Genomic DNA, 15,475 nt, shown 5'->3' with positions numbered 1-15,475 from the left:
TTTCAACGTTCATTCGCGTCTTTTAAATCTTTTACCGTATCCACATCGAAAACGCAACTCCAATCGTCCTCAAAAGATGCAACATCATTCATGTGAGCTTTTATTAATTTTCTCAATCCAACGTCTCCACTTATTTTTAGCGCTTCAGAGAAATACTTTGAAGGCAGAAAAACTGGAAATCCCTTTATTCCATTAAAATTCGGAAATGCTATAAGATTTTTTTCCCCAAGTAAAATGGTTTTTTCAATACTTTCGAGCTTTATCTCGGGCATATCACCCAGGAAAAAAAGCACGCCTTTGCTCTTCATGCACCTAGAAATAGCCAATTTTACGGATGAAGAAAGCCCGTTTTGTGGTGCCTTGTTCTCAACGATTTCAAAATCTTTTAAATCGAATCTCGAAAGATCCAATTCTTTTGAGAATATCAAAAGCTTTCTTACATTATAGTTTCTCACTTTATCCAAAGTCCATTGAAGAATAGGTTTTCCATTGTAGGGGTATTCCAGCTTTTGCTTTCCGAATCTTCTTGACATTCCGGCTGCAAGCATGGCAATGCATATCAATTCTTCTCTTTCGCCGCCTTTTTGACTGCATCTACTATTTTAAAATAGCCAGTACACCTGCAGAGATTTCCTTCCATACCTTTCTTTATTTCTTCTTCAGTTGGATTGGGATTCTTGTCTAACAGAGCCTTTGCCGACATTACCATTCCCGGCGTACAAAATCCACATTGGATGGCTCCTAAATCTACAAATGCCTTTTGAACTGGATCGAGTTCGCCGTTTTTAGAAAGTCCTTCGGTCGTCCATGTTTCTGTTCCGTCCAATTCTGGTGCAAGCATAAGACACGACACAACATTTCTGCCGTTGACTATTATTGTGCACGCTCCACATTCCCCTTCTCCGCATCCTTCTTTTACGCTTTTCATTCCAAGCCTTCTTAAAAAGTCTAAAGCTCTTTCATCATCTTGAGCTTCAGCTTCCACTTCTTCGCCATTTAATTTAAATCGCACCAGCATCTTTCAATACCTCCTTGGCAGCTTTTAAGTCTGGTTTTACGACGTGAACCTGGCCAACGTAATTTTTCACGGAATTTATATCTTTCAAACCGTTGCCGGTTATGAAAAGTATCACACTCATTCCGGCTAATTCCTTGCTTATTTTCTTTAAGCCAGCATAAGTGGTGGCACCAGCAGGTTCGGCAAAGACACCTGTTTTTCTTGCCATTTCAACTATTGCCCTTCCAATTTCTTCATCGCTAACTGATATAAACTTTCCTCCAGAAGCTTTAACGTATTTACACGCTTTTAAAACGTCTCTTGGTTTTCCCACCGAGATGCTATCAGCCATTGAAGAAGCTTGCATGTCTTGCGGCTTGTCGTATATTCCAGATTCGAATGTTCGCATTACGGCATTAGCGCCTTCAGCTTGAACTCCTATTATCACAGGAATTTTGTCTGTTATGCCTGCATCTTTTAAATCCTTAAAACCTTTGTATATTGAGCTCACAACCGTTCCGTCTCCAACCGAAACCATAGCCACATCTGGAATTTCCCAACCAAGCTGATACGCTGCTTCCATGGCACCGGTTTTCTTTCCTTCTAACAAATATGGATTTATGGCAGAATTTCTGCAGTACCACCCGAATTCTTGCCCAACTTCAAGAGAAAGATCAAATGCCTCGTCATAACTTCCATCGACGGCTATAACGGTCGCACCATAAACAAGCAATTGGGTTATCTTCGCCTGTGGTGCCGCTTTTGGAACAAAGATAACGCTTTTCATGCCAGATGCGGCGGTTAAACCCGCCAATGAAGAAGCCGCATTTCCCGTAGATGCACAGTATATGGTGTTGTAACCAAGTTCTTTGGCTTTCGCTATTGCCATTGCGCTTGCCCTATCTTTATAAGAAGCCGTGGGATTTCTTCCATCGTCTTTTATGTAAAGATTTGCAAGGCCCATCTCTTTTGCCAATTCTTTTTTTTCGTAAAGTGGTGTATTTCCAACCAAGAGTGGAACTTCAAAGTGCTCTTTCTTAACCGGTAAAAAGTCGGAAAATGCCCATATACCTTTGTGTTCTAAGTCAAAATCCTTTTTTGTTGGTAAAGAGTCGTACACGACTTCTAGAGTTCCCAGACGTGGTCCACAAGAGGGACACGTGTAGAGAACTTCACTTGGCTCGTATGTTTTTCCACAATGGATACATCTGAGTTTGTAGCTCATTTTTTTAGCACCCCGCTTATGGCAGATGTTGGACATCTCGATTCGCATAATCCACATCCGAAGCAAGCATTTGGATCCACTTCAACGTGATCGGTAACTTTTATGGCAAAGTAAGGACACACGTATTCACAAAGCTTACAAAGTGTGCATTTTTCTGGATCGATTTTAGGATTGTTAACCACAAATTCTGCGTGCTTAACTTCCAATTTTTTACCTATTGCATCTTTTACTGAGGAATATCCCCGTTTTCTTAAGGCTTCTTCCAAGCCATCGACTATTCTTTTATACTGCGCTTTTCCAAAAATCAAAGCAGAGGAAAGCATTCCTACAGCACAAGCGCCAACTTCCAAAAACTCCACGACGTCTTCCGCAGTTTTAACACCACCGACACCTATTACCGGTATGTCTAAAGCTTGCCTTATTCTCTGAACTATCGATAAAGCTAATGGTTTTATAACAGGTCCGGAAATCCATCCATATCTATTTTCTGACCCCAAAGGAGAATTTCCAGTTTTAGGATCAACGTAATAGGCTGGTCCCAACGAATTAACCGCAACTACGCCTGCCGCGCCAGCCTCGGTTACGACTTTAGCAAATTCCACTGGATCGGGCATATGGGGGCTTACTTTCATGAAAACTGGCTTTCCCGCGAGTTTAGAGGCCGTTTTCGCCACTTCTGCAATTGGACTTAAATCTTTTCCAACGTAATGTGTTGAAATTTCGAATGCGTCTCCAAAATCTTTTAACCTTGGAACAAGCCATTCCACTTGTTCCTTTGTGTAACCGATGCTTATTATCTTTGGCATGTCTAAATCTTGGATACCAGGCAGGAATTCGTTTATCCACTTATCCGGTCCATATTCAGACCAAAGTTCAGCGTTTACAACGTAATCTTTGGTAGCCACTATACATGGACGTGGTACTTTGGCGGCTTCGGTTGAAATGGTTTTGGTTACCATACCTCCAACCCCAAGCGAAGCTATGTATTTCATCTTCTTATCATCACCAGTTAAAGGTCCTGCAGCTGGCAATAATGGATTTTTAAATTCAATTCCCAATATTTCTGTTGAAAGATCCATATTTTCACCTCCAGATTACAGCCTATTCCAAAGCTTTTCGGCTATCTTTCTCGATTCTTTTCTTATTTCTGACTCATCAAAAGTTTTTATGATCCCATCTTCCATTAAAGCTTTTCCGTTTACGTAAAGTGATCTTACCTTTGCTTCCGTTACACCAAAAAAGAGATGATCGTAAAAATTATCTATTGTCATGGGAGTTGGAGGATCGTAGTCTAAAATCATCAAATCTGCCGCGGCGCCTCTTTTTATACTCCCAAAATTTTCACCTAAGTGTTTTTCTGCGAGTTCGTAAGAATTTTTAACGAGATCCCAAACTTTTTTTGAAGAAAACGCTGTGGGTTTTTCATAAATGTGCTTTTGAGAAAGTGCCAACAATCGGATTCCAAAGGCGGGAGAAAAACCAAAACCATCATTTCCAATGGCAACTTTTGCTCCGTTGGAAATAAATTTATTTACGTTTGGAATGCCCACGGCGTTGTTCATGTTGGATTGAATGTTCACGGCTATAGTGCCACCACTTTCGGCTATACTTTTTATTTCTTCATCATCTACGTGAATACAATGGGCATAGATTGATTTCTCGTTCAACAGATTGAACTTATCAAGCCTTTCTATTATTTTCATGTTGAAATTGTTTAAAGAATTCAATTCGTCTTCAATTCCCTCGGCCACATGAACATGGATTGGCATCTCTTCGCTTATTTTAGAAACACTTTTAAGCGTTTCATCACTTAACGTGAAAGCCGCATGAAGTCCCATCATGCCTGAAGCAACGTGACTTTGCTTATATCTGTTGTAAAAATCCTTATTTTCTTCTATAGCTTCGTTTTGAATTCCATCACGATCGCTAACTTCATAGCAAAAAATCCCTCTCATTCCAGCCTTATCAACGATGGAACTTTTCAATATCTCCAAAGATCCTTTAAGGTAAGAAGGACTGGAATGGTGATCAAAAATGGTCGCCACCCCATTATGAATGAATTCCGCAGCGGCTACCATTGCGCTTATTTCAATTTCTTCTTTTGTAAGTGCTCTATCCAAGCGCCACCAAAGCTGTTTCAACAATTGTGTAAAGGTGTAAGGATGGAATTCAACGCTCATTCCCCTTGCAAGTGTTGAATACACATGGGTGTGTGCGTTAACCCACGCTGGCATGATTAAAGCACCCTTAACATCCACATCCAAATTGCCGCTAAAATTCTTCACATCTGAAACTTCACTTATTTTCCCATTTTCAATCAATATGACTCCATTTTCGATCAAAGAATTACCGGTAAATATCCTTCCATTTCCTATCGCGTATGCCAAAATACGGGCCCCCTTCTCACAAATTTGCCTTTACTGTTTTCATTGAATTTCTCATCTTTTACCACGAATTCTCCCCTTACAAGCGTTGAAACGAATTTTCCCTTTAATTTCATTTCCTTATAAGGAGTGTAATCAGCCTTTGTGTGAAGTGTCTCAACGTCAACAGTCCATTTTTTATTCGGATCGAATATAGATATATCGGCATCGCAACCGGGAATCATTTTTCCCTTGTTTTTAAGCCCAAAAGTTTCGGCCACATTGTAGCTTTGCATTTTCACAAGCCTTTCAAAGGGTATCAAATTGTTTTCCACAAAAAGATTATAAAAAACGGTAAAGGAAAGTTCTACTCCTCCTATGCCATTCGGCATTAGATCGTAATTTTCTATATTTTCCAATTTTTCGTTCTTTTTAAAAGGACAATGATCGGTTCCAATAGTGTAAAATACGCCATCTTTAAAGTGTTCTTTCATCAATTCAACATCCGCTTTCGAGCGTAATGGGGGAACCAGCGCATGGAGAGCAGCGGATTCATCGTTTTCGTATTTGGTGTCATCAAAAACGAAGTACTGTGGACAGGTTTCGAGCCTTAGGTTGGATGGTATTCCGGAATTTTTTAGAAGTTCCACAGAACGTCCGCTTGAATTGTGAACTACGTACGCTTGTCCTTTGGTAAGGCGTGCGAAGGTTGCAATTCTTGAAACTGCCTCGGCTTCAGCCTCGAAGGAATGGTATTTTGGCAAATTATTGGCTTTGTGAGTTTTATCGTTTTTCATAGCTTCGAGAATTAAATCATCATTTTCCGCATGAAAGGTTGCCACCATTCCAATTTTTGAGCTTTCTTTGAGCAACTCAAAAATGTATCCGTCTCTTGTCATTCTATTAGAAGAACTGTAAGTGGTAAAACTCTTGACGCTGTTTATACCCAACTCCAGAGATTTTTTAAGTAATTTTTCCACAGAAAAAGTTGGGTGGGCGATGGTCGTGTGAAAAGAGTAATCAACATGGGAAGAAGAAGCCAATTTCATACGTTTATCAAAGGCTTTTTCAAGTTCTTCGTAGTCGGTTATTGGATCTAAAAAATCTATGTACGTTGTGACTCCACCAAAAGCCGCGCCTATTGAACCGGATTCAAAGTCATCGGCAGAAGTGTATTTACCGAGGTTTAAAGCAAAATGCACGTGTGGATCTATCAAGCCGGGTATTACGTAACATCCTTCAGCGTTGTAAAACTCTGCCGCGTCGAGCTTTTCATCCGACACGGCAGAGATCTTTCCATCCTTCACGTAAACATTTGCTTTGTAAGTGTTAAAACCATCACAGACAGTTCCGCCGATGATTCCAACGTCGTTCAAGGTCGACCTCCCATAACCAGAGCCATTATGGCTTTCATAGTATGAAGCCTATTTTCGGCTTCATCCCAAACTATGGAATGCGGTCCATCTATAACGGAGTCCACGACTTCTCTTCCCCTGTCGGCAGGTAAAGCGTGCATGTAAACGGAATGTTTTTTAGTGAGACTCATTCTTCTTTCGTCGCATATCCAGTCTTTATGTTGCCTTACCTTTTCCATTATCTCTTCTTTTCTTTCTTCCGCTTCCATAGGATTGTCAATGGTGTAGAATCCTCCCCAAGATTTTGGAATTACTATGTCGGCATCTACAAACGCCTCATCCATATCATGTGTGATCTTCAAGCTTCCGCCACCGGCTTCAGCGTTTTTCTTGGCTTGTTCAACTATCTCGGGCATCAAATCAAATCCTTCTGGATAAGCCAACGTAACGTCCATGCCGTATCTTGGGAAGAGAAGAATTTGAGATTGCGGAACGGAAAGGGGTTTCAGATGGCTTTCGGCGTAAGCCCAACTTATCCCAACTTTTATATGTCTCAAATCCTTTCCAAATCTTTCCTCTATGGTCATCAAATCAGCGAGAATCTGGGTAGGATGATATTTATCATCTTGCAAATTTATAACCGGAATGTCGGCACTTTCAGCTATATCGTTGAGGTACTTGTTTCCAACGCCAAACTGGCAATGCCTTATGGCAATTCCGTCACCAAAGCGTGTAAGAACCTTTGCAGTGTCCGATGGCGTTTCACCATGATGAGCTTGCATTTTGTCTGGTGAAAGGAATATACCATGACCTCCAAGCTGGGTAATACCCGTCTCCGCGGCATTTCTCGTTCGCGTAGATTCATCGTAAAAGATCATGTAAAGGGTTTTGTACGCGAGAAGTGGGTGTATCTCACCACGTGCGAGTTTTTTCTTAAGATCGAACGCCGTTTCTATAAAAAGATCAATTTCTTCTTTGGTGAAATCTTGAGTTGTGATGAAATCTTTTCCTCTTAACAATGAACTCATATCGAATTCTCCTTTCTCATTTTTTCTTAGATATGACCTGCATGAAATTGGCGTAGAATGCAGCTGCCTTTACAAGATGATCAATTGGAGCTTGATCGTCTGGACCGTGCGCGTATATCTCGTTGGCAGGACCGAATCCCACGGTTGGTATTCCATAAAGGCCAGCCGTTACCACACCGTTGGTGGAAAAATTCCATTTGTCAACTTTTGGCTCGGATTTAAAAAGTTCTTTGTAAGTTTCAACGGCCGTTTGGACTATTGGAGAATCTTCTTCCATTACCCACGTTCTGAAGTACTTTTCAGATGAATAAGTCGCTCCAGTATAGGCATGCCCTTCGTAAGTCTGTTCCAAAATTTCCGCCTCTACGCCGGCATCTTTTATGACTTTTTCGAATTCCGCGATTGCGCTCTCTTTCGTTTCACCTTTTGTCAATCTTCTGTCTATGTGAATGGTGCACTCGTCGGCGACGGCGTTTTCAGAAGGAGACTTGAAGAAAATCTGAGAAACAACAGCGGTGCCTTTTCCTAAGAACGGATCTGGCTTAAGTTCATTGTTCAACTTTTCTATTCCAAGAACTATTCTTGCCATCTTGTAAATGGCGTTATCTCCCATTTCAGGCATTGCGGCGTGTGCCGATCTTCCCTTTGTTCTGATCTTCACTTCTATCCTTCCTCTGTGTCCCCTGTAAATGTTGAGATTCGTGGGTTCTGTGATCACAACGTAATCCGGTCTGAACTTGTCTTCTTCGACTATATACTGCCATGGAAGGCCATCGCACGCTTCTTCCATAACTGAGCCAACAACGTAGAATGTGTAATCCCCTTCCAAATGAAGATCTTTTATTATCTTTCCAGCGTAAACCATCGAAGCCATGCCAGCTTTCTGATCTCCAGCACCTCTACCGTAAATTATTCCATTTTCTACCTTACCTTTAAATGGATCATGTTTCCACTGGGTAGGATCTCCCACACCGACAACGTCTATATGAGCGTCCATAGCGACAACGGGTTTCCCGTTTCCTATTCTTCCAAACACGTTTCCAAGTCCGTCGATCTTTACCTCGTCAAATCCCACCTTTCTCATCTCTTCGGCTATTCTGTCAACGACTTCTTTTTCCTGGCCGGAATAGCTGGGAATGGCAACGATGTCCCTTAAAAACTGTGCTACCTCCTCTCTGTACTCTTCAGCTTTTTTCAGTATTTCTTCTGCAATACCCATTTTACGCATCTCCTTTCTACGCTTTCAATCTCTGATTTATCCGGCTACTCTTCCTCCTCACGGAAAAAGTCGACAATTTTGTTTGCTATTTCCAACCCCACTCTTCTTTGCGCTTCTACGGTGGACGCTCCAACGTGCGGGGTGCCTATAACATTGGGGAGTTTCAAAAGTTTCATTTCTTCCTCATCAGGTGGTTCACTTTCAAATACGTCCAACGCCGCGCCGGCTATCTTTCCATCTTTTAAAGCTTCGTACAGTGCCTTATCATCAACTATTCCACCCCGCGCGGCGTGAATAAAGAAAGCGGTTGGCTTCATCATAGAAAATTTCTCTGCCGTTATCAAATGCCGCGTTGACTCCAGTAAAGGCAAGTGAACGGTTACGTAATCGGAATTCTTAAGCAATTCATCCAGTTCTACAAATTTTACGGGCAATCCGCCATCGTTTTTTATAACATCGTAGGTTATCACCTTCATTCCAAATGCCAGCGCGCGCTTGGCAACCTCTTTTCCTATATGGCCAAATCCTATTATTCCCAGCGTTTTTTCGAAAAGTTCAACTCCCTTTAAAGCTTTCTTTTCCCATTTTCCTTCCTTTAACCCTGTTGTGCCTCTTACAACGTGACGACTCAACGAGATCATAAAAGCGAAGACAAGCTCCGCAACACTTATAGAGTTGGCGGTTGGGGTGTTTAAAACTTTTATGCCTTTTTCTTTTGCGCTTTTCAAATCAATATTATCGAGGCCAACTCCGGCTCTTCCAATAACTTTCAATTTATCGGCAGCTTCGATGATTTCTTTAGTAACTTTTGTCGCGCTTCTAACTATTATTCCATCGTATTCTTTTATCTTTTCAATCAATTCTTCTTTGGAATATTCTTTTTCATCTATATCAAAACCCGCATTTTTCAAAATGTCAACTGCCTCTTTTGCGAGAGGATCGTTTATTAAAATTCTTGCCATTTTATCTTTCACCTCTGATAAGAGTTTCTTCAACTGCCTTTACACCGGCTCCGATAGGTACCTTTTTTCCAAGATCACTTAGCACCATTTCTATAACCGCCATAGCCGATATCATATCCAGTCTGTCAACGTAACCCAGGTTAGAAGCCCTGAATATTTTACCGGTCAATTTTCCTTGTCCGCCTGAAAAGTACATTCCGTATTTTTCACGGGCAACTTTCAAAAATTCTCCTCCATCTATGCCTTCTGGAATTTTAACAGCAGTTAAAACATTTCCGGGTTTTTTAGGCAACAATTCGAGCCCTATGGCTTTTACTCCATTTCTCATAGCTTCGGCAAAGAGTGCGTGCCTTTTCCAGATGTTTTCCATGCCTTCGTTTTCGATCATATCCAAAGCTTTGTTTAACTGATAAACAAGGTTTACGGCACCCGTGTAAGGAGTATCTGGATATTTCTTCTTATACGCTCTTAAGTCGAAATAATATCGTGGGGAATTGCTTTCTTCAATTCTTTTCCACGCTTTTTCGCCATTGACGGCGACAAAAGCCAGACCGGGAGGCATCATAAAAGCTTTCTGTGATCCGGCAACGGCTATATCAACTCCCCATTCGGCCATTTCGAGAGGTTCAGCTATGAGGCCACTTACCGCGTCAACAACTAAAATCGCATCGGTTTTTTTGACTATTTCGGCAAATGCCTTGATATCGTAAACCACACCGGTTGAAGTTTCACTTAACGTTGTGAAGACAACTTTTGTGTCTGGGTTTTCATTCAAAGCCTTTTCTATTTGCATGGGTTCGGCGAGTTCTCCCCATTCCACTTCGATTTTTACCATATTCGCACCATACGCTTGACACAACTCAGCCCATCTTTCTCCGAATTTACCACCAACAACGGTTATAACTTTATCCTCCGGGCTTACCGTGTTCGCAACGGCCGTTTCTAACGCGCCAGTTCCAGAAGAAGACAAAATGAAAACATGCTCGTCGGTTCGGAAAACGCTTTTCAGTTTTTCGGAAGCGTCTTTTAACATTTTCTTAAATTCTGGCGTGCGGTGAGCTATCGTTTCTTTAGCCCCTTCCAACAACACCTCTACCGGTACCGGTGTTGGACCTGGGGTCATGATACGAGTTTTCTTTATCATCTTTCCTTTCCTCCTAATTTTAGATATTGATATTGATGCTCACTATATTTTACCATGCATTTAATAAAATTTGAGCTTATTAAGAAGAAAAAAAGTGAATGTTAATAAATTTCTTGACATGTACTTTTTTTTGGGATATAATTGCATTTGTATCAACAAACTCCCTTACGTGTGTGAAAAAATTAAGTTCGCCTTATACAATTTGCAAGGGAGAAAAGTAAATTTATAAAAGGGGGTAATACTCAGATGAAAAAAGTGTTGATAGTGCTAGCAGCGGTGCTCCTTATTGGAGCGGCGATTGGAATGGCAACGACCGTTGTCGAAGAGACAATCGGTACCATTGCCACTCTGGATCCAGCCTGGTCTTATGACACGGCATCTGGTGAAGCCATATGGCAACTTTACGACAATCTTATTCAGTACAAGGGATCTTCGTTGAAAGAATTCGCGCCAATGATTTCTACGAATGTTCCAAGCGAAAAAGATGGAACCATCCTTGACAATGGCAAGACGTATATCTTCCACATCCGCCAGGGCGTTTTCTTCCACAACGGTGACATTTTGACTCCAGAAGACGTGAAATACTCTTTTGAAAGAGTTATAATATTCGATAGATCCGGAGGACCAACGTGGATGTTGGCGGAACCTTTGTTGAAAGAGATCAACGGTGCTTACGTTGACAGCATTGAGCAGTGGGCCGCAAAGCTCGCTGGAGTAAAGAGCTACTCCGATCTCTTCATCAAAGGAACGAAAACTCCTAAGAACGCTAAATACAAACAAGCTCTTATCGACGCGTTCAACATGCTCGATAAGGATTTTGAAATCAAAGGTAACGACTTGATCATCCATCTTCCACACGCTTATCCTCCATTCCTTTACATCCTCGCTCACGGTGCAAACTGGAGCGCAATTGTTGACAAAAAGTGGGCAATTGAAAATGGCGCGTGGGATGGAAAAGCGAACGATTGGTGGAAATACCATAACCCAACGAGAGAAAAAGATCCTCTTTACTCAATTGAAGACGGAAGTGGACCTTTCACCCTTGAAAGATGGACAAAGGGTAGGGAAATCGTTTTCAAGAGATTTGATCATTACTGGGATGGACCAGCGAAGATCGAGTACGGAATTATAAAGAGGGTTAACGAATTCACTACAAGAAAACTCGATCTCATGCAGGGAAACGCTGATATAATTGCGGTTCCTCAACAATATATGAGTCAAGTTGAGAATCTTCCTGGTGTTAAGATCGTGAAGGGACTTCCCGAATTGGTCATAGATGATATCTTCTTCAACTGGAATGTCAACGCGAAGGGAAATCCATATATTGGAAGCGGAAAATTGGATGGAAAGGGAATTCCGGCTGACTTCTTCTCTAACGAAGACGTAAGGAAAGCGTTCATTTACCTCTTCCCGTACAAAACGTACATAAAACAAGTTCTTAATGGTCAGGCGATCATTCCTAATGGTTGTATACCAAAAGGTATGCTTGGTTACAATGCGAACGTTCCGCCAACCTATCGCCAGGATCTCGCAAAAGCGACCGAATACTTCAAGAAAGCTTACAATGGCGAACTTTGGAAGAAAGGCTTTACGATGACAATCGTTTACAATTCCGGTAACGTTGCAAGGAGAACGGCATGTGAAATGATCAGGGCATTTGCCAGAAGGATAAATCCTAAATTCAACATTCAGATAAAATCCGAATTGTGGGCTTCATTCCTGGATGACTATTTGGCTGGGAAACTTCCGTTGTTCGCGCTTGGATGGCTCGCCGACTATCCGGATCCATATGACTTCGCGCAGCCCTACTACGGTTCAGCTGGCGCCTATGGAAGCACGCTTGGAAAGAACTACGTTGCGTGGGCAAAGAAGAATATGGACGCTTTGATAAACGAATCCATGAAGACAACGGATCCAGCAAAGCGCGCTAAGATATACGAAGAGCTCAATCAGAAGGCTTACGATATAGGATACGCGATTTGGACTGCTCAGCCGTTGGGTCACGTTGTAATGCGTTCCGATCTTAAAGGGTGGTACTACAACGCTATGAGACCTGGAATTGATTTCTACTCTCTTTACAAATAATAGAAATAAAAACAACCAGTATTAAAAAAGAAAAGGATCGGGTTTCCGGTCCTTTTCTTTTTGGTTAATTTCAACATCTTCATCAAAATGCGAATCTTGAAACGTAACGATGTGAAGCTTTATAATCGTTTAGCTTAGAAATTCACGCTTTGCGTGAAACGTAAAATACAATTTTTGGTGAAGGAGGAAGGTAGCATGAAGAAAACTTTGTTGGTTTTTCTTTCATTCGTGTTGGTTGTGAGTGCGTTTACCTTTGCTGCTTCCAACATGGTTGTGGAAGAAACCATAGGATTGATTCCAACGTTAGATCCGGACTGGTCTTACGATACCGGTTCTGGAGAAGCAATTTGGCAACTGTACGACAACCTCATTCAGTACGATGGCTCCAGCATTTCTAAATTTAAACCTATGATTTCCACAAACATTCCAAGCGAGGCTGACGGAACCATTCTTGACAATGGAAGAACTTACGTTTTCCACATTCGAAAAGGGGTTTACTTTCATAACGGAGACACGTTAACGCCTCAAGACGTTGTTTACTCCCTTGAAAGGGCCGTTATCTTCGATCGTGCAGGTGGCCCTTCATGGATGCTTACTGAACCGTTGCTTCCAGAAATTAACGGTGCCTACGTTGATAGCATTGAACAATGGGCGGCAAAACTTGCTGGAGTGAAGAAGTTTTCAGATCTTTTTGTAGAAGGTACAAAAACGCCAAAGAATTCGAAGTACAAACAAGCTTTGATAGATGCCTTTAACCTTTTGGCAAAAGATTTTGAAGTTAAGGGAAACGATGTCGTGATCCATTTGCCCCACGCTTACCCGCCATTCCTTTACATATTGGCTCACGGTGTTTCCACATCATCGATTCTCGATCAAAGCTGGGTGGAATCAAAAGGTGGATGGAATGGGCAAGCCGATACATGGTGGAAGTATCACAATCCAACGAGAGAAAAAGATCCTTTGTACGACGTTGAAAACGGTACGGGCCCATTCGTTCTTCAAAGATGGACAAAAGGAAGGGAAATAGTGTTCAAAAGGTTTGACAAATATTGGGCCGGACCGGCGAAGATTGAGTATGGTGTCATCAAAAAGGTCCCCGAGTTCACCACGAGAAAATTAGATCTTTTGCGCGGAAACGCGGATATCATATACGTTCCACGCCAATACATAAGACAAATAGAAAATGTTCCAAATATAGAAGTTACCAAGGGGCTTCCCGTTCTTAGCATTGACATGGGTGTATTCAATTTCAACGTTAACGCCCGTGGTAATCGTTACATAGGAAGCGGAAAATTGGATGGTAGAGGCATACCACCGGATTTCTTTTCAAATAAAGATGTAAGGCTGGCATTTGAATATCTCTTCCCTTACAAAGCGTTCATAAGACAAGTCTGGATGGGACAGGCCATAGTTCCAAACAGTGTTATTCCAAAAGGGTTATTCGGTTACAATGCAAACGATCCGAAGGCGTTTTCTCAGAATCTTGCAAAAGCGACTGAATACTTCAAGAAAGCTTACAACGGTGAACTGTGGAGAAAGGGATTCACGATGACTTTGGTTTACAATTCAGGAAATAACCAAAGGCAAACAGCCTGTGAAATGATAAAATTCTACGCAAGGCGTATCAATCCCAAGTTTCACATAAACGTTGTGAGTGAACTTTGGTCTTCTTTCCTGGATGACTACGCCAATGGAAGGTTACCATTCTTTGTTGTGGGGTGGTCAGCCGATTATCCCGATCCTTACGATTTCGAACAGCCATTCTATTCTCCAAGCGGTGCATACGGCTCCACTTTGGGAGAAAACTACGTCAAATGGGCAAAAGAGAACATGAGCGCTTTGTTAATGCAGTCGATGAAAACGGTCAATCAATCTGAACGCGCTAAGATATACACGAAGATGAACGAAATAGCCCATGATAACGCCATATACATGTTCTTGGATCAACCATTGGCTGTTCATATTCAACGCAGCGATCTAAAGGGATGGTATTACAACCCAATGAGACCTGGAATTGATTTCTACTCTCTTTACAAGTGATTTGAAAGTGTAAAATGCATACATGTTTTTTTAAAGAAAAGGGCTTGTGTTTCTTGCCCTTTTCTTTTTTTTAAAAATCAACATCTCCATCATGATTCAAAACTTGAAATGTAACAATGTGAAGATTTATAATTTGGAGAGTTTTCATTTTACAAATACAGAAAAAACTCTTGAACTTTGGTGAGGAGGAAAGAAAATGGGATTGAATATTCTGCTTAGCATTTTTCACGATATCTGGTAAAATAACGTTGCATCGCATTAAAAGCTTTTATTCCATTTTGAAGAGAGGACGGTGTTTCACTTGATAAGCTTCATAATTAGAAGGCTTCTCCTTTTACCAGTTACACTTTTGGGGCTCACATTTTTGATATTCTTTTTCACGTCGTTCTTATCACCATATCAATTGCTCAGCGCTTACGTTCAAGATCCAAGACAACTTCAGGGTGCGAACGTCGAAAAACTCATCGAAAAGTACGGGTTAAAGAAAAATTTCATGGTGAAGTACGGAAATTGGCTTGAAAAAATAGTAAGAGGCAATTTTGGATGGTCCCTTTCTTTGAATGAACCAGTGATTAAAGTCATAGAACAGAGATTTCCCGCAACACTTGAACTCACCATTTACGCTATCGTTCCGGTTATTTGGATAGGAATATGGTTAGGGGTGGTTGCCGCAGTACATCACAACGGGGTGATAGACCAAATACTTAGAGTGGTTGCTTTGTTGGGATACTCCGTTCCAGCTTTCGTTCTTGGTTTACTTATACTCTTCATCTTTTACGGAGTTTTGGGGTGGCTTCCACCGGGCAGGCTCGATCAATGGGCGCAGATGATCGTTTACTCCAAGAACTTCCATCAATACACTGGTATGATAACGATAGACGCTTTGCTGAATGGCAACATTCCGGTATTTTTGGATGCGTTGAAGCACTTGATAGCTCCAATTCTCACACTTTCGTATTTGTCCTGGGCCGGATTGTTGAGGAGTACCCGTTCTTCCATGCTGGAAGCGCTAGGTCAAGGTTACATAAGAACCGCGCGCGCTAAAGGGTTAAGCGAA

Annotated in this window: 13 protein-coding genes; 3 read left to right on the top strand and 10 right to left on the bottom strand. The window is 41.6% G+C overall.

The features are described from left to right. Nucleotides 1-2: 2 nt before the first annotated feature. The 10 genes from ACXJIN_RS05535 to ACXJIN_RS05490 are packed head-to-tail and all read right to left on the bottom strand — an operon-like array spanning nt 3 to nt 10,293. A complete protein-coding gene (locus tag ACXJIN_RS05535; protein WP_456400256.1) occupies nt 3-563 on the bottom strand; it encodes a nucleotidyltransferase family protein in 561 nt (186 codons plus the stop codon). After that, nucleotides 560-1,018, bottom strand: coding sequence for a (2Fe-2S)-binding protein (locus ACXJIN_RS05530; protein ID WP_456400254.1), 459 nt, complete (start codon nt 1,016-1,018; stop codon nt 560-562). The genes ACXJIN_RS05535 and ACXJIN_RS05530 overlap by 4 nt, the downstream gene beginning before the upstream one ends. Beyond that, nucleotides 1,002-2,222 carry a threonine synthase gene (gene thrC / locus ACXJIN_RS05525; RefSeq protein WP_456400253.1) on the bottom strand — a complete coding sequence of 407 codons (1,221 nt, stop codon included), beginning with the start codon at nt 2,220-2,222 and terminating at the stop codon, nt 1,002-1,004. Before thrC ends, ACXJIN_RS05530 begins: the two co-directional genes overlap by 17 nt. Continuing rightward, nucleotides 2,219-3,301, bottom strand: coding sequence for a 4Fe-4S binding protein (locus ACXJIN_RS05520; protein WP_456400252.1), 1,083 nt, complete (start codon nt 3,299-3,301; stop codon nt 2,219-2,221). The genes thrC and ACXJIN_RS05520 overlap by 4 nt, the downstream gene beginning before the upstream one ends. 15 nt (nt 3,302-3,316) lie before the next feature. Then, nucleotides 3,317-4,609, bottom strand: coding sequence for an amidohydrolase family protein (locus ACXJIN_RS05515; RefSeq protein WP_456400251.1), 1,293 nt, complete (start codon nt 4,607-4,609; stop codon nt 3,317-3,319). Then, nucleotides 4,594-5,961 carry a dihydroorotase gene (locus tag ACXJIN_RS05510; RefSeq protein ID WP_456400250.1) on the bottom strand — a complete coding sequence of 456 codons (1,368 nt, stop codon included), beginning with the start codon at nt 5,959-5,961 and terminating at the stop codon, nt 4,594-4,596. The genes ACXJIN_RS05515 and ACXJIN_RS05510 overlap by 16 nt, the downstream gene beginning before the upstream one ends. Beyond that, the gene (locus ACXJIN_RS05505) at nt 5,958-6,968 is read right to left on the bottom strand and encodes an ornithine carbamoyltransferase (RefSeq protein WP_456400249.1); all 1,011 of its coding nucleotides are present in this window, start codon (nt 6,966-6,968) and stop codon (nt 5,958-5,960) included. The genes ACXJIN_RS05510 and ACXJIN_RS05505 overlap by 4 nt, the downstream gene beginning before the upstream one ends. Nucleotides 6,969-6,984: 16 nt before the next feature. Then, nucleotides 6,985-8,187: a YgeY family selenium metabolism-linked hydrolase gene (locus tag ACXJIN_RS05500; RefSeq protein ID WP_456400248.1), complete on the bottom strand. Its 1,203-nt coding sequence runs from the start codon at nt 8,185-8,187 to the stop codon at nt 6,985-6,987. Between the two features lie 44 nt (nt 8,188-8,231). Beyond that, on the bottom strand, nt 8,232-9,149 hold the full coding sequence (locus ACXJIN_RS05495) for a hydroxyacid dehydrogenase (RefSeq protein ID WP_456400246.1): 918 nt from the start codon (nt 9,147-9,149) through the stop codon (nt 8,232-8,234). Nucleotide 9,150: 1 nt separating this feature from the next. Further along, nucleotides 9,151-10,293: a pyridoxal-phosphate-dependent aminotransferase family protein gene (locus tag ACXJIN_RS05490; RefSeq protein ID WP_456400245.1), complete on the bottom strand. Its 1,143-nt coding sequence runs from the start codon at nt 10,291-10,293 to the stop codon at nt 9,151-9,153. A gap of 246 nt (nt 10,294-10,539) precedes the next feature. Between ACXJIN_RS05490 and ACXJIN_RS05485 the strand changes: the two genes are divergently transcribed. From ACXJIN_RS05485 to ACXJIN_RS05475, 3 genes are all read left to right on the top strand, one after another. Further along, nucleotides 10,540-12,378, top strand: coding sequence for an ABC transporter substrate-binding protein (locus tag ACXJIN_RS05485; protein WP_456400244.1), 1,839 nt, complete (start codon nt 10,540-10,542; stop codon nt 12,376-12,378). A 195-nt stretch (nt 12,379-12,573) separates the two neighbouring features. Next, nucleotides 12,574-14,418: an ABC transporter substrate-binding protein gene (locus ACXJIN_RS05480; RefSeq protein WP_456400243.1), complete on the top strand. Its 1,845-nt coding sequence runs from the start codon at nt 12,574-12,576 to the stop codon at nt 14,416-14,418. A 292-nt stretch (nt 14,419-14,710) separates the two neighbouring features. Beyond that, the coding region (locus ACXJIN_RS05475) for an ABC transporter permease (protein WP_456400242.1) at nt 14,711-15,475 on the top strand (765 nt) is incomplete at its 3' end.

Source organism: Mesoaciditoga sp., from assembly GCF_054006115.1.
Note: the sequence above shows the minus strand (reverse complement) of the source record. Positions and strands in the feature narration are given on the sequence as shown.

Bases quoted from the DNA above. Each gene is read 5' to 3' on its own strand.
- thrC (WP_456400253.1), bottom strand. From the start codon at position 2,222: ATGAGCTACAAACTCAGATGTATCCATTGTGGAAAAACATACGAGCCA.
- ACXJIN_RS05530 (WP_456400254.1), bottom strand. From the start codon at position 1,018: ATGCTGGTGCGATTTAAATTAAATGGCGAAGAAGTGGAAGCTGAAGCT.
- ACXJIN_RS05485 (WP_456400244.1), top strand. From the start codon at position 10,540: ATGAAAAAAGTGTTGATAGTGCTAGCAGCGGTGCTCCTTATTGGAGCG.
- ACXJIN_RS05490 (WP_456400245.1), bottom strand. From the start codon at position 10,293: ATGATAAAGAAAACTCGTATCATGACCCCAGGTCCAACACCGGTACCG.
- ACXJIN_RS05500 (WP_456400248.1), bottom strand. From the start codon at position 8,187: ATGGGTATTGCAGAAGAAATACTGAAAAAAGCTGAAGAGTACAGAGAG.
- ACXJIN_RS05520 (WP_456400252.1), bottom strand. From the start codon at position 3,301: ATGGATCTTTCAACAGAAATATTGGGAATTGAATTTAAAAATCCATTA.
- ACXJIN_RS05505 (WP_456400249.1), bottom strand. From the start codon at position 6,968: ATGAGTTCATTGTTAAGAGGAAAAGATTTCATCACAACTCAAGATTTC.
- ACXJIN_RS05480 (WP_456400243.1), top strand. From the start codon at position 12,574: ATGAAGAAAACTTTGTTGGTTTTTCTTTCATTCGTGTTGGTTGTGAGT.
- ACXJIN_RS05495 (WP_456400246.1), bottom strand. From the start codon at position 9,149: ATGGCAAGAATTTTAATAAACGATCCTCTCGCAAAAGAGGCAGTTGAC.